At 72.3% G+C, this 15,888-nt stretch carries 18 protein-coding genes; 16 read left to right on the top strand and 2 right to left on the bottom strand.

What is annotated here, in order from left to right; all coding sequences use genetic code 11:
- The first annotated feature begins 6 nt into the window (after positions 1-6).
- Genes folP through ABD295_RS17690 form a run of 5 tightly spaced genes read left to right on the top strand, consistent with a single transcriptional unit; the run spans position 7 to position 2,944 of the window.
- Positions 7-882: a dihydropteroate synthase gene (gene folP / locus ABD295_RS17710; protein WP_344305132.1), complete on the top strand. Its 876-nt coding sequence runs from the start codon at positions 7-9 to the stop codon at positions 880-882.
- Positions 879-1,259: a dihydroneopterin aldolase gene (gene folB, locus ABD295_RS17705; protein WP_344305131.1), complete on the top strand. Its 381-nt coding sequence runs from the start codon at positions 879-881 to the stop codon at positions 1,257-1,259. The genes folP and folB overlap by 4 nt, the downstream gene beginning before the upstream one ends.
- 1 nt (position 1,260) lies before the next feature.
- Positions 1,261-1,830 carry a 2-amino-4-hydroxy-6-hydroxymethyldihydropteridine diphosphokinase gene (folK, locus tag ABD295_RS17700; RefSeq protein ID WP_344305130.1) on the top strand — a complete coding sequence of 190 codons (570 nt, stop codon included), beginning with the start codon at positions 1,261-1,263 and terminating at the stop codon, positions 1,828-1,830.
- Positions 1,831-1,834: 4 nt separating this feature from the next.
- Positions 1,835-2,350 carry a DUF3180 domain-containing protein gene (locus tag ABD295_RS17695; protein WP_344305129.1) on the top strand — a complete coding sequence of 172 codons (516 nt, stop codon included), beginning with the start codon at positions 1,835-1,837 and terminating at the stop codon, positions 2,348-2,350.
- Between the two features lie 9 nt (positions 2,351-2,359).
- Positions 2,360-2,944, top strand: a complete 585-nt coding sequence (locus tag ABD295_RS17690) for a hypothetical protein (protein ID WP_344305128.1) — start codon at positions 2,360-2,362, stop codon at positions 2,942-2,944.
- A gap of 118 nt (positions 2,945-3,062) precedes the next feature.
- Here ABD295_RS17690 and ABD295_RS17685 read toward each other — a convergent pair whose 3' ends face one another.
- Positions 3,063-4,028: an ABC transporter ATP-binding protein gene (locus ABD295_RS17685; RefSeq protein ID WP_344305127.1), complete on the bottom strand. Its 966-nt coding sequence runs from the start codon at positions 4,026-4,028 to the stop codon at positions 3,063-3,065.
- Positions 4,029-4,080: 52 nt separating this feature from the next.
- Here ABD295_RS17685 and ABD295_RS17680 point away from each other — a divergent pair, with 52 nt between their 5' ends.
- From ABD295_RS17680 to ABD295_RS17670, 3 genes are all read left to right on the top strand, one after another.
- A complete protein-coding gene (locus tag ABD295_RS17680) occupies positions 4,081-4,794 on the top strand; it encodes an ABC transporter permease (RefSeq protein WP_344305126.1) in 714 nt (237 codons plus the stop codon).
- Positions 4,791-5,522, top strand: a complete 732-nt coding sequence (locus tag ABD295_RS17675; RefSeq protein ID WP_344305125.1) for an ABC transporter permease — start codon at positions 4,791-4,793, stop codon at positions 5,520-5,522. The genes ABD295_RS17680 and ABD295_RS17675 overlap by 4 nt, the downstream gene beginning before the upstream one ends.
- 116 nt (positions 5,523-5,638) lie before the next feature.
- A complete protein-coding gene (locus ABD295_RS17670; RefSeq protein WP_344305124.1) occupies positions 5,639-6,637 on the top strand; it encodes an ABC transporter substrate-binding protein in 999 nt (332 codons plus the stop codon).
- Here the strand turns inward: ABD295_RS17670 and ABD295_RS17665 are convergent, their stop codons facing one another.
- Entirely contained in the window at positions 6,638-7,861 is a 1,224-nt protein-coding gene (locus tag ABD295_RS17665; RefSeq protein WP_344305123.1) for a glycosyltransferase family 2 protein, read from the bottom strand. It abuts the gene before it with no gap.
- A 76-nt stretch (positions 7,862-7,937) separates the two neighbouring features.
- Between ABD295_RS17665 and ABD295_RS17660 the strand changes: the two genes are divergently transcribed.
- The 8 genes from ABD295_RS17660 (at position 7,938) to ABD295_RS17625 (ending at position 15,806) form a co-directional block, all read left to right on the top strand.
- Positions 7,938-9,020, top strand: coding sequence for a sulfotransferase family protein (locus ABD295_RS17660; RefSeq protein WP_344305122.1), 1,083 nt, complete (start codon positions 7,938-7,940; stop codon positions 9,018-9,020).
- 10 nt (positions 9,021-9,030) lie between these two features.
- Positions 9,031-9,990 carry a glycosyltransferase family protein gene (locus ABD295_RS17655; RefSeq protein ID WP_344305121.1) on the top strand — a complete coding sequence of 320 codons (960 nt, stop codon included), beginning with the start codon at positions 9,031-9,033 and terminating at the stop codon, positions 9,988-9,990.
- A 56-nt stretch (positions 9,991-10,046) separates the two neighbouring features.
- Positions 10,047-11,009, top strand: a complete 963-nt coding sequence (locus ABD295_RS17650) for a Rossmann-like and DUF2520 domain-containing protein (RefSeq protein WP_344305120.1) — start codon at positions 10,047-10,049, stop codon at positions 11,007-11,009.
- Positions 11,010-11,020: 11 nt separating this feature from the next.
- A complete protein-coding gene (gene panC, locus ABD295_RS17645; RefSeq protein WP_344305119.1) occupies positions 11,021-11,935 on the top strand; it encodes a pantoate--beta-alanine ligase in 915 nt (304 codons plus the stop codon).
- Between the two features lie 9 nt (positions 11,936-11,944).
- Positions 11,945-13,642, top strand: coding sequence for an L-aspartate oxidase (locus ABD295_RS17640; RefSeq protein WP_344305118.1), 1,698 nt, complete (start codon positions 11,945-11,947; stop codon positions 13,640-13,642).
- The gene (nadC, locus tag ABD295_RS17635) at positions 13,639-14,520 is read left to right on the top strand and encodes a carboxylating nicotinate-nucleotide diphosphorylase (RefSeq protein ID WP_344305117.1); all 882 of its coding nucleotides are present in this window, start codon (positions 13,639-13,641) and stop codon (positions 14,518-14,520) included. Before ABD295_RS17640 ends, nadC begins: the two co-directional genes overlap by 4 nt.
- 16 nt (positions 14,521-14,536) lie before the next feature.
- Positions 14,537-15,346 carry a type III pantothenate kinase gene (locus tag ABD295_RS17630; protein ID WP_344305116.1) on the top strand — a complete coding sequence of 270 codons (810 nt, stop codon included), beginning with the start codon at positions 14,537-14,539 and terminating at the stop codon, positions 15,344-15,346.
- 133 nt (positions 15,347-15,479) lie between these two features.
- Positions 15,480-15,806: a histone-like nucleoid-structuring protein Lsr2 gene (locus ABD295_RS17625; RefSeq protein WP_344305115.1), complete on the top strand. Its 327-nt coding sequence runs from the start codon at positions 15,480-15,482 to the stop codon at positions 15,804-15,806.
- The last annotated feature ends 82 nt before the right edge of the window (positions 15,807-15,888 follow it).

Raw genomic sequence — 15,888 nt, 5'->3', positions numbered from 1 at the left:
GGGCCCATGTTGGTCATGGGGGTCGTCAACGTGACCCCTGACTCCTTCTCGGACGGCGGTCTGTGGGACGACGCCGAGTCCGCCATCGCGCACGCGCTGCAGCTGGTCGACGAGGGCGCCGACATCGTCGACGTCGGCGGGGAGTCCACCCGCCCCGGGGCGACCCGGCCGCTGGTCACCGACGAGCTCGGCCGGGTGATCCCGGTGATCGAGGCGCTCGCCGCCGCCGGCGTCACCGTCTCGGTCGACACGATGCGCGCGGAGGTGGCCGAGCGCGCGATCGCCGCAGGGGCGCGGATCGTCAACGACGTGTCCGGCGGTCTGGCCGACGAGCGGATGCTGCCGGTCGTCGCGGCCAGCGAGGCGACGTACGTCGCGATGCACTGGCGTGCGCACAGCCACAACATGGCTGACTTCGCCGTCTACGACGCCGAGGACGGCGGTGTGGTCAGCATCGTCCATGCCGAGCTCCAGGCGCGGGTCGAGTCGATCGAGGCCGCGGGCGTCGACCGGTCACGGCTGGTGCTCGACCCCGGCCTCGGCTTCGCCAAGAAGCCCGACCACGACTGGTCCCTCCTGCGCGGGCTGGACGTCCTCGCGGGTCTGGGGCTCCCGCTCCTGGTCGGGGCCAGCCGCAAGTCGTTCGTGGGCCGGCTGCTCGGCGACCGGGGAGCCCTGCGTCCGCCGACCGAGCGCGACGACGCCACCCTGGCGATCACGACGTGGCTGGCGCTGCAACCTGCGCCGGTGTGGGGGGTGCGCGTGCACGACGTCCGCGGCACCCGCGACGCCCTCGCCGTCGTCGACCGGCTGACCCGACCTCCGCTGGTCGAGCAGCGAGCGAAGCGAGCGCACAGTCGAGACCAGGAGGATCGAGGATGACCGACGAGCTGTCCATCACCGGCATCGAGTGCTACGGCCACCACGGGGTCTTCGACTTCGAACGACGCGATGGCCAGGTCTTCGTGATCGACCTCACGCTCGGCCTGGACACCGCGCCTGCGGCGGCCTCGGACGACTTGCAGGAGACGGTCGACTACGGAAGTCTCGTCGCGGCGGTGAAGGCCGCCGTGGAGCGGGACCCGGTCGACCTGATCGAGACGCTGGCCGCGCGGATCGCGGAACTCTGTTTGTCACAGGGGGGCGTTTCGGACGCTCGTGTTGAATGGGCCCGTGTCACGGTCCACAAGCCGGACGCGCCCATCGACGCGACGTACTCGGACGTCGCGCTGACGATCACTAGAAAAGGCGGGGCCTGACGTGACCGAAACCCCCAACCCGCACATTGTCGACGCCGACACCATCACCGGTGAGATGCGGCCCATCCGGCGCGCTGTGCTCGCCCTCGGCTCCAACCTGGGCGAGCGGCTCACCTCGCTGCAGGGCGCCGTCGACGCCCTCAAGGACACCCCCGACGTGTTCGTCACGGCCATCTCGCCGGTCTACGAGACCGAGCCCATCCAGGCCACCGACGACTCGGGTCTCTACCTCAACGCCGTCGTGCTGATCGACACGACCCTCTCCGCCCCCCGGCTGCTCGACCGCGCCCTCGCCATCGAGGACGCCTTCGACCGCGAGCGGACCGACGTGCGCAACGCGCCCCGCACCCTCGACGTCGACCTCATCGTCGTCGGCGACCGGCGCAGCGACACCGACGAGCTCCGGCTGCCGCACCCCCGGGCGCACGAGCGCGCCTTCGTGCTCCAGCCCTGGTACGACGTCGAGCCCGACGCGGTCTTCCCAGGCGGCGACGCCATCGCCGACCTGCTCGAGAAGACCGACCGCTCGGTGGTCACCCGGCGCGACGACCTGGAGCTGGAGCTCCAGTGAGGGTGTGAGGGACCAGCCCGACCCGCCGGAGGAGTCCGACGGAGAGAGGTCGCCGTCGCCCCCCGGAACGCTGCGGCAGCTCGGCCCTGGCGCGATCGTCCTGGCGCTCTGCGCCGGGCTCGTCTGCGGCTGGCTGGTGCGGCGGGTGGCGTCGTACGCCGGCAGCACCGGCCCCCTGGTCACCTGGACCCAGCCCGCGGTGCTGTTCCTGGCTGCGGGCATCCTCGGGCTGCTGGTGTGGCACACGCGCCGGGTGCTGCGCGACGCGCCGGCCGGGCGCCCCGAGGCGCACCGCCTGGTCAACCGGCTGGTGCTGGCCCGCGCGAGCGCTCTGGCAGGGGCGTTCGTGGCTGGCGGGTACCTCGGCTACGCGCTGTCCTGGCTCGGCGTGGGCGCCGAGCTCGCCTCCCAGCGGGCGCTCCGTTCGGGGCTGGCGGGACTCGGGGGGCTGTTGGTGCTGATGATGTCGTTGTGGCTGGAGCGTGCGTGTCGGGTCCCTGAGGCGGACGATGCGTCCTAGCCTGCTCCCATGACTTCCCCGAAGGCTCGTCGCCGCCAGCGCAGCACGCGTCTGGTCACTGCGGTCACGCTGCTCGTGATCGCCGCCGCCCTGGTCACCTGGGGCGTGCTGGACAACGTGTCCGGCCTGCTGGCCGGCTCTGCCGTCGTCGCCGTGCTCCTCGGCGCCGCAGCCACCCGCATCACCCACTCCGAGCTGATGGAGTCGCGCCGCGAGGCCGGCCGCGACCGGGTCCGCCTGGCCAAGGAGTACGTCGCCCTCGACGCCTCGCGGGTCGCCGAGCACGCCGAGGCGGCCGGTCACCTGACCACGCGCCTGGCCGACCGCGAGTCCGCCCTGCACGAGCTCGAGGAGGCCCTGGTCGCCGCGCAGCGCCGCGCCGCCGAGGCCACCCGCAAGCGCAACGCCGAAGCCCGACGTGCCGACCTCGCCGAGGCCGAGGGCACCGACCTGACCCGTCGTCTCGAGGAGGCCGACGAGCGCGCCGCCGAGGCCATCGTCCGCGTCGCCGAGCTCGAGTCGGAGGTCGAGGTGCTGCAGGCCGAGATCCTCGCGTGGCAGGGCGTGGCCAGCCAGGAGTCCAAGCTCGCCTGATCTCTTAGTTGAGTTGGCTGAAATGGCCCCTCGAGTTGGCCCGAATGGCCCCTGGATGAGCGCCGCACGGCGGTGACAGGGGCCATTCGGGCCAACTCGAGGGGCCATTTCGGCCAACTCAACGAGTCTTGAGGCTCTCCCGGAGCGCCCGGTGGATCCCGTTGGGCGTCAGCACGCCGAGGAACGTCGCGCCCTGCTTGACCCCGATCACGTTCTTGTCCTCGCGCAGGAGCGCGGCCAAGGCCTCCTCCAGGGTGGCGTCGACGTCGATGGCACCGGCGAGGTCGCCCGTCGCGACGCCGTCGAGTGGCTCGAGGTGGGAGGGGTCGATCTGGGTGACGGTGAGGCGGCGCAGGCCCTTGGTCGAGCCCACGAAGTCGGCCACGAAGTCGTCGGCGGGGTGGGCGAGGAGCTGGGCGGGGGTGCCGTACTGGGCGAGGCGGCCGCCGACCGCGAAGATCGCGACCCGGTCGCCCATCCGCACGGCCTCGTCGATGTCGTGGGTGACCAGGACGACGGTCTTGCCGAGGTCGCGCTGGAGCCGGAGGAACTCGTCCTGCAGGCGGGTGCGCACGACCGGGTCGACGGCGCCGAAGGGCTCGTCCATGAGCAGCACGGGCGGGTTCGCCGCGAGCGCCCGGGCCACGCCGACGCGCTGACGCTGGCCGCCGGACAGCTGGTGCGGATAGCGGTCGGCGTACGTCGCCGGGTCGAGCCCCACCAGCTCCATCAGCTCCAGCGCCCGCTTGCGGGCGGTTGGCTTGGACTCGCCGTAGAGCAGCGGCACGGTCATCACGTTGCGGACGACCTTCTGGTGGGGGAAGAGCCCCACCTGCTGGATGACGTAGCCGATGCCGCGCCGCAGCTGGACCGGGTCCTGCCGGGTCACGTCGACGCCGTCGATCTCGATGCGCCCGGTGGTCGGCTCGATCAGCCGGTTGATCATCTTGAGCGTCGTGGACTTGCCGCAGCCGGACGGCCCGACCAGCACGACCAGCTCGCCGCGGCCGATCTCGAGGTCCAGCTCGTGGACCGCGACCGTGCCGTCGTCGTACGTCTTGCCGACTCCCGAGAGATTGATCATCGGATCGTCATCTCTCCGAGACCCGGACTGTCGGCGGTCCGAGGTAGCGTCCATGGCCGTGACCCTACTGGCGGCAGTCGAGCAGGCCGGGGGATCGACGTGCTACAGCCGGCTGACCAACGACTGGTTCTGCTGGCAGTACGTCGAGGACCGCCAGGCGGAGCTGGTCGACGCGACCCTTGAGCACCTCGGTCTCACCCTCGTGTCGGTGCTCCTGGGCCTGGTGATCGCCTTCCCGCTGGCGCTGACCGCCCGGCGCTACCCACGGCTCGAGTCGACCGTCCTCGGCGTCAGCACGGGCATCTACACCATCCCCTCGCTGGCGCTCTTCCCGCTGCTCCTGCCGTTCACCGGCTTGAGCGCTACGACCGTGGTGATCGGCCTGGCGCTCTACGCGCTGACCGTCCTCGTCCGCAGCATGCTCGACGGGCTCAGGTCCGTGCCCGACGACGTGCGTGAGTCCGCGACCGGTCTCGGCTACGGCGCGACCAAGCGGCTGTTCCGCATCGAGCTGCCCCTCGCGCTGCCGGTCATCATGGCCGGGCTCCGGGTGGCGACCGTGTCCACGGTGGCGCTCACGACGGTCGGCTCGCTGGTGGCCTACGGCGGGCTCGGCAACCTCATCAAGAACGGCGTCAACACCGACTTCCACGCCCAGCTGCTGGCCGCCTCGGTGCTCTGCGTGATCCTGGCGGTCCTCTTCGACGTGGTGCTGGTCGGAGCCCAACGACTCCTCACCCCGTGGACGAGAGGCGTCACGACATGACCGTCCTCTCCGACGCATGGGACTACCTCACGACCGGCGCCAACTGGTCCGGCGACGGCGGCATGCTCCAGCTGCTGCTCCAGCAGCTCTTGCTCACCGCGACCGCCCTCGGCCTGGCCATGGCCATCGGGCTGCCGATCGCGCTGTGGCTCGGCCACCACGGCCGCGGCGGGTTCCTGGCGATCAACGTCAGCAACATCGGCCGCGCGATCCCCACCTTCGCCCTGCTCGCACTCTTCGTCACCCTCGATTTTCCGGGCGACGGCGACTTCGGGGCCTACGGCCGTGCCGGGCTGGCGACTCTGCTGGCGCTGACTCTCTTCGGGCTGCCGCCCGTGATCACCAACGCCTACGTCGCCATCCGCGAGGTGCCCGCCGACATCAAGGAGTCCGCGCGCGGCATGGGCATGACGGGGTCGCAGCGATTCTTCCGGGTCGAGCTGCCGCTGGCGATGCCGCTGATCGTCTCGGGCCTGCGCCTGGCGCTGGTCCAGATCTGGGCGACGGCGACGATCGCCGCCCTCGTCGCCGGTCCCGGCCTCGGCCGCATCATCACCGACGGCTTCTTCCGCACCAACTACGGCAAGGGCATCGCCGGCGCGATCGTGGTCGCCCTGGTCGCCCTCGTCCTCGAGATCCTCGCTGCCGTCGCCCAGCGCGCGGCGACACCCGCGCGCGCGGCTTCCACAAGCCGAAAGGGGGTACCCGTTCCCCAACCCGCCACCTGACCGGCGGGAAGCCGCGGCGGCGGGAAGTTCTACGGGCTCTCGGGAGTTGTCCTGCCCGAATCGACCGGACACGCGTCGGCGTAGATCACGCCGGCGGGACACAGAAGGTGACACACATGAAGACGCTCCACTCCATCCGGCCCGCCCGGACCCGTCGGCACGTACGCCACACTCTCGCGGTGGCCATCGCCGCCGGCGCTCTGCTGCTGGCCGGCTGTGCCGGCGACGACCTCTCCTCCGAGGGCGACGACGCACCGGACGACGGGGGCAGCTCGGCCTCCGAGAGCAAGGGCCCCGTCTCCATCTCGGGCCAGAGCTTCGACGAGGCGGCGCTGGTCGCGGCCATGTACGAACAGCTCCTGGCCGACGCCGGCTACGAGCCCACCGTCAAGCTGGTCGACTCGCGCGACGGCTACGCCACCGAGATCGGCAAGAGCGTCGACATCGTTCCCGAGTACGTCGGCGGCATCGTCAACTTCCTCAACGCCCAGGCCAACGGCGACGACGCCGAGCCCTTCGAGGCAGGTGACGGCGGCGAGCTCGCCGACCAGGGCGAGCAGCTGCTCGCCGACGCCGGCATCGAGCTGCTCGACATCTCCGAGGCCACCGACACCAACGCGTTCTTCGTGACGCAGGACTACAGCGACGCCAACGGCGTCACCAAGCTGTCCGACCTCGAGGGCGAGTCGGTGACTCTCGCGGCGGCGCCCGACTGCGAGGGCCGCCTCGACTGCGAGGGCGGGCTGTCCGACGAGTACGGCATCGACGTGACCGAGGTGCTCCCGCTGGGGTACGCCAGCGCGCAGACCTACAAGTCCGTGCTCGACGGGGAGTCGGAGCTGGGCGAGACCAGCACCACCGACGGCTCCCTGGAGTCGCAGGGCCTCGTCGTGCTCGACGACGACAAGCAGATCCAGCCGGCTCAGAACCTCGTGCCGGCGGTCAGCCAGGCGTTCCTCGACGAGCACCCCGACATCGCCGACGTGCTCAACCCGCTGATGGCCGCGCTGACCACCGAGAAGCTCACCGAGCTCAACGGCCGGGTCTCCGTCGACCGCGAGAAGGTCGAGGACGTGGCGGCGGACTTCCTGCAGTCGGAGGGTTTGCTCGGCTAGTCACTCGTGGTCGCGTAGTGCGATCGCGGCGCTCGGGACGTCACCGAGGCGACCGCCGGTGAGGCGGTCGACCTCGGTGAGGTCCAGGCGCGCGGGCCCGCCCCCGCTGGTGCGGGGGAACGGCCCTGACAGCCCGGCGACGTACGTCATGACGGCGGCGGCGTCCTCGCGTCGACCCTGCTCGACCAGCCAGGCCGTGAGCCGGTGCGCCGGGGGGAGCCCGCTGTTCACCAGCGAGTGCAGCCCCCAGATCTCGCCGATCCCCTCGCGCAGCAGCGCCCACCAGTCGTCGGAGCAACCGGGGATCTCGGTGAAGTAGCGGTGCAGGTCGCCGGCCAGCACGCGGTCCAGGAAGATCCGGCTGGTCGTCTGGTCGTCGTACGCCGTGACCGCGTCGAGCGCCATCAGCTTGGTCGTCATCCGGTCGGCGAGGTCCTGCACCGACGAGCGCTGCTGGGTGATCGACGAGCCGTCGCGCCTGATCCGCCAGTGGTAGACGACGTCGGGGATCACGTCGAAGCGTCCCGCCAGGTAGGCGCGGGTGGTCGTCGGCTGGTCCTCGTAGCGCACGCCCTCGGGCCAGACCAGCTCCTGCTCGTCCCAGAAGGGCCGGCGGAAGAGCTTGTTCCACGCGAAGACGTCGCCCAGGATCTCGGGGTGCTCGCGGGCCTCGATCCGGGCGCGCGGCGGGTTGTGCAGGCGGTGCATCCAGGGCGGCTCGGTGAGCACCGGCCGGCCCGCGGGGTCGGACTCCAGCCGCGCGATGCTGCCGGTGACGAAGTCGGAGCCGGTGACGCCCAGGGTCGCCACGAGGGTGGCGTAGGTGCCGAGCGGCACGACGTCGTCTGAGTCGCAGAAGGCCAGCAGGTCTCCGGTCGCGTGCCGCGCACCCTCGTTGCGGGCCGCACCCAGGCCGTGGTTGTCCGTGTGCACCACCCGCACGCGCGGGTCGCGGGAGGCGTAGAAGTCCGCGATCTCACCGCTCTCGTCGGTCGAGCCGTCGTCGACGACCACGAGCTCGAGCTCGGTCCCGACCTCGCTGAGGTCCTGGCCGAGCACGCTGTCGAGCGCGGCGGGCAGGTACCCCGCGACGTTGTACGCCGGCATCACCACGCTGAGCCGACCCTCGTGCCGCCCCTCGTGCCGACCCTCGTGCCGACCCTCGTCCCGCCCGGTTGGGGCAGCCGACCCCAGGTCGCCCTCGGATCGCCGGCGCCATCGCATGCCCGGACCCTAGCCGCCCCCCCTGGTGGACATGGCCGCAACGGAGGAGCCGCCGCGGAGCCCTAGGCTCTGGGTCGTGAGCGAGCAGACGGGACCGCCGGACCCGGCGACGTACCCCCGCACGGTCCTCCTGGTCGCCGGGGCCGGCCGCAGCGGCACCAGCACGCTGGCCGTCCTCCTGCAGATCCTCGGGATGCACGTCCCGCAGCCCGAGGTGGCCGCGGACGCGTCGAACCCCAAGGGCTTCGGCGAGCCCCGCTGGGCGGTCGACCACCACGACCGGCTGCTCGCCCGGGCGGGCGTCGCCGTCGGCGACGCGCGGCCGCAGGCGTGGTTCGACACCGGGCAGCTCGCCGCGAGCGACGAGGAGCGGGCCACGGTCGCCTCGTGGCTCGAGGGCCATCTCGCGGACCACCCCGAGCTCGTCGTGAAGGACCCGCGGCTGAGCTGGTTCCTGGGGCTCTGGCGGGTCGCGGCGGAGCGGGCGCAGGCCCGCCCGGTCGTGGCGACCATGCTGCGACCGCCGGCCGAGGTCGCGGGCAGCCGGGCGAAGTACTACAACAACAAGCTGGGCGCTGCCCACCTCGTGGCCAGCTGGGTCAACATGCTGCTGCACACCGAGCTCGCGACGCGCGACACCGACCGCGCGTTCGTGCGGTACGCCGACCTGCTGGACGACTGGGTGCGCACCACCCAGCACGTCGGCCGGACCCTCGACCTGCGTCATGTGCTCGACGCCCGCAGCGAGCAGGTGCGCGACGGGCACCGCTTCATCGACCCGAGCCTGCGGCGGATCACCGTCACCCTCGACGAGCTCGACCTGCCGGCGCGGCTGCGTGAGATCACCGAGGAGTCCTGGCGCGAGCTCGACGCCCTGGTCGAGCCCGCAGGGGACAACGCCGAGCGCCGCGCGACCCTCGACCAGCTGCTGGCGGCGTACGTCGACCTCTACGCCGAGTCCGAGGCGATCAGCCGCTCGACCGTCGTGGCGGCGACCGCGCGGGCGGGCGGCGGCGTGCCCGGCGGCACGGTCGACCGCGGCGGGTCTCCGTCGCTGGGGGAGACCAGCCTGGTGGACCGGGTGCCGCACGGGCTGCGCGCCGCCATCCCGCCGGCCCTGCGCCGGGGTCTGCGGAAGGCGCTGGGCAAGCAGCGGTGACCCCGACCCGATGAGCCTGCGCAACCTCGAGGGGCACGACGACTTCGACATCACGTGGCCGTGGGAGCGCGACGACCGGCTGCGGCGAGGCGCGACCGCCGTGCTGCGGGTGAAGGACGAGGCCGCGAACCTGCCCTTCGTGCTGCCGCCCCTGCTGCGTTGCACCGACGCCGTGCTGCTCGTCGACAACGGGTCGACCGACGGCACCGCCGAGGTGGCGATCGAGACGGCGCGCTCGCTCGGGCTGGGCGAGCGGCTGACGGTGCGCGACTACCCCTTCGCCGTCGCCCGCGCGGGCGCCGAGCACCTCGAGGTCCACGAGCGGTCCGTGCACTCGCTGAGCTACTTCTACAACTGGGCCTTCGCGCAGGTCACCACGGCGTACTCCTGGAAGTGGGACGGCGACATGGTCCTGACGCGTGAGGGTGAGCTGTCGCTGCGCGACCTCGGCTGGCAGGTCGGCCGCGAGCCGGTCGTGGTGCGGATGCCGCGCCACGGGTTGTTCCTCCCTGATCCGCTCGAGGACGACCGACGCGGCTGGCTCGACCTGGGCTGGCGCAACCGCGAGGAGTGGGGCTTCCCGACCGGACCGGACTTCGTCTACGCCAAGGCGTTCGAGTGGGAGATCCGGCGTACGCCGGCGCAGGTACGCCGCGTGGCGCTGCCCGACCTGCTCTGCGTCGAGCTCAAGCACCTTGCGGGCGACGAGTTCGCGCACTGGACCGATCCGGCGTCGTTCGCCGATCCGGCGGGTTCGTGGCGCACGCAGCGCAAGCGCCGCGAGTGGGAGGTGTTCCATGCGCTTCGCGAGGGAGAGGTGCCCGAGGGCGTCCTGGAGGTGACGGCCCCTGACGGGGTGCACGTGGTCGACCACGTGGTCCGCACGGTGCTGCCGGCCATGAAGCGTGTGACGCAGGGCACGTATCGCTCCGGTTCACGCGCGGAAGACGCCCCCGTAACCTTGCGTTGAGTTGATCGTCAAGTAGTCCGGTACCCATGAGTGGACTGGAACGAAAGGTGACACAGATGACCCGATCCGGGGCTTCCCTGCGCGTGGGCGTGATCGGGGCCGGCCGCGTCGGCTCCGTCCTGGCCGCTGCTCTCCGGTCCGCCGGCCACGAGATCGTCGCGGTCGCCGGCGAGTCCGACGCCTCGCGCCGTCGTGCCGCCGCGCTGCTGCCCGGCGTGCCGGTCGAGAAGCCCACGGCGGTCGCCCGCCAGGCCGACCTCCTCGTGCTGACCGTGCCCGACGACATGCTCGCCAACGTCGCCAACATGCTGAGTGCGAGCGGCGCCATCCGATCGGGACAGCTGGTCCTGCACACCTCGGGTCGCCACGGTCTCGGCGTGCTCTCGGAGGCAGCCGCCGTGGGTGCGCGCACCATCGCGATGCACCCGGCGATGACCTTCACCGGCACCGAGGTCGACCTGCCGCGGCTGCTGGGCTGCGTCTTCGGCGTGACCGCCGGCGCCGACGAGCGCGAGGTCGCCCACGACCTGGTCGCCGACCTCGGGGGCAGCCCCATGTGGGTGCCGGAGGAGCGTCGCGCGCTCTACCACGCAGCCCTCGCACACGGCGCCAACCACCTGGTCACCCTGGTCGCGCAGGCGCGCGAGATGCTGTCCGCCGTCGCCGCCGACGATCCCGCTCAAGCGGGGTACGACCCGGCCGACACCCTCCGGCCGCTGCTCACCGCGGCCCTCGACAACGCCCTCCACGACGGCGACGCGGCGCTCACCGGCCCCATGGTCCGCGGCGACGCCGGCACCGTCGAGGCCCACCTGCAGGAGGTCGCGGCCGTCGCGCCGCACACCCTGCCGTCGTACGTCGCGCTGGCCGGCGACACCCTCGACCGGGTCGTCACCGACGGCCGGGTGCTGCCGATCCGCGCCGCCAAGATCCGGCGACTGCTCGAGGCCGCCGTCGCCGGACCGCTCGCCAGCGGGGCCACCCGCCTCGCGGCTGTGGTGCGCCGCGAGCAGCGCTGACCCCGCCCCAGATGGCCACCCCGCCCAGCGACGGGCCCGTGGTCACGACCACGCGCGCCGAGCTCGACGCAGTGCTCGCCCCCGCGCGAGCCGCGGGCCGACGGGTCGGCTTCGTCGCCACCATGGGCGCGCTGCACGCCGGCCACGCCAGCCTGATGGCCCGCGTCCGCCAGCTCGTCGACGACGGCCCCGTCGTGGTCTCGATCTTCGTGAACCCCACGCAGTTCGGAGCCGGCGAGGACCTCGACCGCTACCCCCGCACCCTCGACGACGACCTGGCCATGTGTGCGCGCGAGGGCGTGGACGTGGTGTTCGCGCCGTCGGTCGAGGAGGTGTATCCCCGCGGGGTCTCGACGGGCTCGGCCACCGTGGACGCCGTGACCGTCGAGCCGGGATCCCTCGCCGAGCGCTACGAAGGGGCCAGCCGGCCAGGTCACTTCCGCGGCGTGCTGACGGTGGTGGCCAAGCTCTTCGGGCTGGTCCGCCCTGACGTGACGGTGTTCGGGCAGAAGGACTACCAGCAGCTCGTGCTCGTCCGCCGCATGTCGGCCGACCTCTGCCTGCGGGTCGAGGTGCTCGGCGGCGACACGGTGCGCGAGCCCGACGGGCTCGCGCTGAGCAGCCGCAACCGCTACCTGTCGCCGACCGAGCGCACCCAGGCGCTGGCCCTGAGTCGTGCCCTGCGGGCTGCCCAGACCGCCGCCGTCGACGGCCCGGCCGCGGCCCTGGCGGCAGTGCTGGGCGTGCTCGACGACGCGGACGGCGTCGAGGTCGACTACGTGGCGGTCACCGACCGTGACCTGGGCGACCTGCCCGTCCACGTACCCCCTGGGACCGAGGGGCGCGCGCTGGTGGCCGCCAGGGTCGGCACCACCCGGTTGATCGACAACGTCCCGCTCGCCTTCGGCGCGACGCGCGACCACTAGGGTCCGGGGATGACCAGTCCGAGGTGGCGGGTGCCGCAACGGCTGACCGCGCCCGAGCCCGGGTGGTCCACCCGCGCGGACGTCGTGGTCATCGGGTCCGGGATCGCCGGGCTCACCGCCGCGCTGCGCATCCACGCGGCCGACCGGGCGCTCAAGCTTCTCGTGGTCACCAAGGACGTGCTCAACGCCGGGTCCACGCAGTGGGCGCAGGGCGGGATCGCCGCGGCGCTGGGTCCCGAGGACTCCCCGGCCGACCACGAGCGCGACACGCTCGTCGCCGGCGCGGGGGTGTGTGACCTCGACGCCGTCCACGCCCTGGTGACCGAGGGGCCGGCGGCGGTGCACGAGCTGATCGCGCTCGGCACGGTCTTCGACAAGGACCCCGACGGCGAGCTGAGCCTGACCCGCGAGGGTGGCCACCACCGCGACCGGATCGCGCACGCCGGAGGTGACGCGACCGGCGCGGAGATCCAACGAGCGCTGATCGCGGCGGTCGAGCGCGCTCCCGAGATCGAGGTCGTCGAGCACGCCCTGGCCGTCGACCTGCTGCTGGACGGCCCGCCCGGCACCGGGGCCGCCGTCGCCGGGGTGACCCTGCACGTCATGGGCGAGGGTCAGCGCGACGGCGTCGGCGCCGTCCTCTGCCGGGCGGTCGTGCTCGGCTCGGGCGGACTGGGCCAGGTGTTCTCGCAGACCACCAACCCCGCCGTCTCGACGGGTGACGGCATGGGCCTCGCGCTCCGGGCCGGCGCCACCCTGCGCGACCTGGAGTTCGTGCAGTTCCACCCGACGGTCATGTACCTCGGGCCCGACTCCCACGGCCAGCAACCGCTGATCAGCGAGGCCGTCCGCGGCGAGGGCGCCTTCCTCGTCGACTTCGAGGGCAACCGCTTCATGCAGGGCGTGCACGAGCTCGCCGACCTCGCGCCGCGCGACGTCGTGGCCAAGGCGATCACCCGCCGGATGCACGAGGCCGGCCACCCGCACATGTGGCTCGACGCGCGCCATCTGGGCCGCGGTGATCGAGCCGAGTCGAGCTTCTGGGAGCGGCGGTTCCCGACCATCCTCGCCACCGCTCGCGAGCACGGGGTGGACCCGGTCACCGAGCTGATCCCGGTCGCGCCGGCCTGCCACTACGCCTCCGGCGGTGTCGCCACCGACCTCTTCGGGAGGTCGACGGTTCCCGGCCTCTACGCCACCGGCGAGGTCGCCTGCTCCGGCGTGCACGGCGCCAACAGGCTCGCCTCCAACTCCCTGCTCGAGGGCCTGGTCTTCTCCCGGCGCATCGCCGAGGTCCTGCCCGGTGAGCTGCGCCCCTGGGCGGAGCCGGCGCAGGACAGCCGCAAGACGGGACTCGTCGCCGGCGGCGTACGACGCCGGCTGCAGGCCGTGATGACGGAGGAGGCCGGCGTGCTGCGCTCGGCGGAGGGGCTGACCCACGCCCTCGACGCGATCCAGTCGTTCGTCGGTGACGCGGAGTCGGCTGTCGACCAGGACGCGTGGGAGACCACCAACCTGGTGACCCTCAGCCTGGCCCTGGCCGACGCCGCGCGCCTGCGCGAGGAGACGCGCGGGTCGCACTGGCGCGAGGACCATCCCGACCGCGACGACGCGCGCTGGGCGGGCCACCTCGACACGGTGCTGGTCGACGGCGTCACCGCGACCACCTTCCGCCCGGCGCCGCCGACCGACGGGGGAGTCGCGTGAGGGCGGACCTGCGCGCCGAGCTCGAGGAAGCCGGCCTCGACCCCGACGCCGTCCTGGCCCACGTGCGCGCCGGGCTGGAGGAGGACCTCCCCGGCGGGTCCGTGGACGTGACCAGCACGTCGACCATCCCGGCGGACGCCCGTGGGCAGGCCGACTTCGGGGCTCGCGCGGCGGGCGTGGTGGCCGGGCTGGGGATCGCCGCCGTCGTCTTCCACGAGGTGCTCGGTGACGACGTCGAGATCACCGACCGGTTGCCCGACGGGAGCCGCGTGGCCGCCGGTGACGTGGTGATGCGCGTGGCCGGACCGACACGGGGACTGCTGACCGCGGAGCGCACCGCGCTCAACTTCGCCTCGCACCTGTCGGGGGTGGCCACCGCGACGGCCGCCTGGGTGGACGCCCTGGCCGGCACCCGCGCACGGGTGCTGGACACCCGCAAGACATTGCCCGGCTGGCGGGCGCTGCAGAAGTACGCCGTGCGGTGCGGCGGCGGGGTCAACCACCGCTTCGGGCTCTCGGACATGGCGATGGTCAAGGACAACCACGTCATCGCCGCCGGCGGGGTCGTGGCGGCGTACGACGCCGTGCGGTCGGCGCACCCCGGCGTGCCGGTCGAGGTCGAGGTCACCGACCTAGACCAGCTCCGCGAGCTGCTCGACGCCGGGTGCGACCGGATCCTGCTCGACAACATGGACAGCCCGACGATGGCCGAGGCGGTCCGCATCACCTCGGGCCGGGCCTCGCTGGAGGCCTCGGGCGGGCTCACGCTGGCGCGTGCCCGCGAGGTGGCGCAGACCGGGGTCGACTTCATCTCCGTCGGCGCCCTGACGCACTCGGTGACCGTGCTCGACCTCGGCATGGACCTGCAGGACGTGTAGCCCGGTGACCGCTCCTGTGGCCCTCCTCGCCGTCCGGATCGGCAACGACCACTCCGTCCTCGGCCTGCTCGACCGCGACGGTCCCACAGCGGATGGGCGCAGGGTGAACGGGCGCGGGGTCCTCGCCGACTGGCGCGTGGCCAGCGACGAGCGGCGTACGCCTGACGAGTGGCGCATCCTCCTGCGGGCCCTGCTCCGTGCCGGTCCCGACGTCGAGGTCGACGGCGTCGCGCTCTGCAGCGCGGTTCCCGCTATCCAGCGCACCTGGCGCGAGATGGTTCTCAAGGAATTCCCCGACGTGCCGCACGTGTTCGTCGAACCCGGAACTCGCACCGGGATCCCGGTGCGAGTCGACAATCCGCGTGAAGTCGGGGCCGACCGGATCGTGAATGCGATCGCGGCGGCCGACATAGCGGGCGGCCCGGCTGTCGTCGTCGACTTCGGGACGGCGACGACCCTGGACGTGTTGAATGCGAAAGGCGAGTACGTCGGCGGAGCGATCGCACCCGGAATCGAGACCTCTCTCGACGCCTTGCGACAACGCGGTGCGCAATTGCGCAAGGTCGAGCTCCGGGCGCCGCGCTCGGTCGTCGCGAAGAACACCGTGGAGGCCCTGCAGTCAGGGCTGCTCTACGGTGCGGCCAGCCAGGTCGACGGCCTTGTCGCGCGCATTGCCCGAGAGCTCGGCATCGAAGTGACCGACCTGTCCGTGCTCGCTACCGGACCTCTGGCGCCCCTGGTGGTCGCCGAATGCGAGACCGTCACCGCGCACGACCCGTGGCTCACGTTGCACGGATTGCGGCGAGTTTTCGAACGAAACGTCTAATCAGTCAAGCCGCTCTTCACAATTACCAAGACAAACGGCTCTAATTGCGACTCGATGTGCATGACCGGGTGTTTCCTACTAAGGTGAATTCGCCGTAATAGCGGCACCACTGCATGGGAGGGAATTAAACCCGATGGCTCAGAAGGTGAACATCGTCCTCGTGGACGACCTCGACGGCAGCGAGGCCAGCGAGACGATCTCGTTCGGTCTCGACGGCGCGACCTACGAGATCGACCTCAACGACAAGAACGCCGGCAAGCTGCGTGACGCCCTTGCGCCCTACCTCGGTCACGCGCGCAAGGTGACCGGCGCCGGCCGTCGCGGCCGCAAGTCCTCTGGCGGTGGCTCCGGCCCCAACCCGAAGCAGGTCCGCGACTGGGCCCGCTCCAACGGCTACGAGGTCTCCGACCGCGGCCGCGTCCCCGCCGACGTCATCGCCGCCTTCGAGGCGGCCAACTAGCGCGCGTCCCTTCTCGGTAACGCCCCTTCAGGACGGCTCCCGCCCCGATATACAGGGGCGGGAGCGACGCTGAGGGGGCGTT

It is taken from the genome of Nocardioides bigeumensis (assembly GCF_039531755.1).
GTDB lineage: Bacteria > Actinomycetota > Actinomycetes > Propionibacteriales > Nocardioidaceae > Nocardioides > Nocardioides bigeumensis.
Note: the sequence above shows the minus strand (reverse complement) of the source record. Positions and strands in the feature narration are given on the sequence as shown.

Coding starts and splice junctions, on each gene's coding strand:
- ABD295_RS17650 (WP_344305120.1), top strand. CDS start 10,047: ATGACCCGATCCGGGGCTTCCCTGCGCGTGGGCGTGATCGGGGCCGGC.
- ABD295_RS17655 (WP_344305121.1), top strand. CDS start 9,031: ATGAGCCTGCGCAACCTCGAGGGGCACGACGACTTCGACATCACGTGG.
- ABD295_RS17640 (WP_344305118.1), top strand. CDS start 11,945: ATGACCAGTCCGAGGTGGCGGGTGCCGCAACGGCTGACCGCGCCCGAG.
- folP (WP_344305132.1), top strand. CDS start 7: ATGTTGGTCATGGGGGTCGTCAACGTGACCCCTGACTCCTTCTCGGAC.
- ABD295_RS17685 (WP_344305127.1), bottom strand. CDS start 4,028: ATGATCAATCTCTCGGGAGTCGGCAAGACGTACGACGACGGCACGGTC.
- ABD295_RS17690 (WP_344305128.1), top strand. CDS start 2,360: ATGACTTCCCCGAAGGCTCGTCGCCGCCAGCGCAGCACGCGTCTGGTC.
- ABD295_RS17665 (WP_344305123.1), bottom strand. CDS start 7,861: ATGCGATGGCGCCGGCGATCCGAGGGCGACCTGGGGTCGGCTGCCCCA.
- ABD295_RS17680 (WP_344305126.1), top strand. CDS start 4,081: ATGGCCGTGACCCTACTGGCGGCAGTCGAGCAGGCCGGGGGATCGACG.
- panC (WP_344305119.1), top strand. CDS start 11,021: ATGGCCACCCCGCCCAGCGACGGGCCCGTGGTCACGACCACGCGCGCC.
- ABD295_RS17670 (WP_344305124.1), top strand. CDS start 5,639: ATGAAGACGCTCCACTCCATCCGGCCCGCCCGGACCCGTCGGCACGTA.
- folB (WP_344305131.1), top strand. CDS start 879: ATGACCGACGAGCTGTCCATCACCGGCATCGAGTGCTACGGCCACCAC.
- ABD295_RS17675 (WP_344305125.1), top strand. CDS start 4,791: ATGACCGTCCTCTCCGACGCATGGGACTACCTCACGACCGGCGCCAAC.
- ABD295_RS17625 (WP_344305115.1), top strand. CDS start 15,480: ATGGCTCAGAAGGTGAACATCGTCCTCGTGGACGACCTCGACGGCAGC.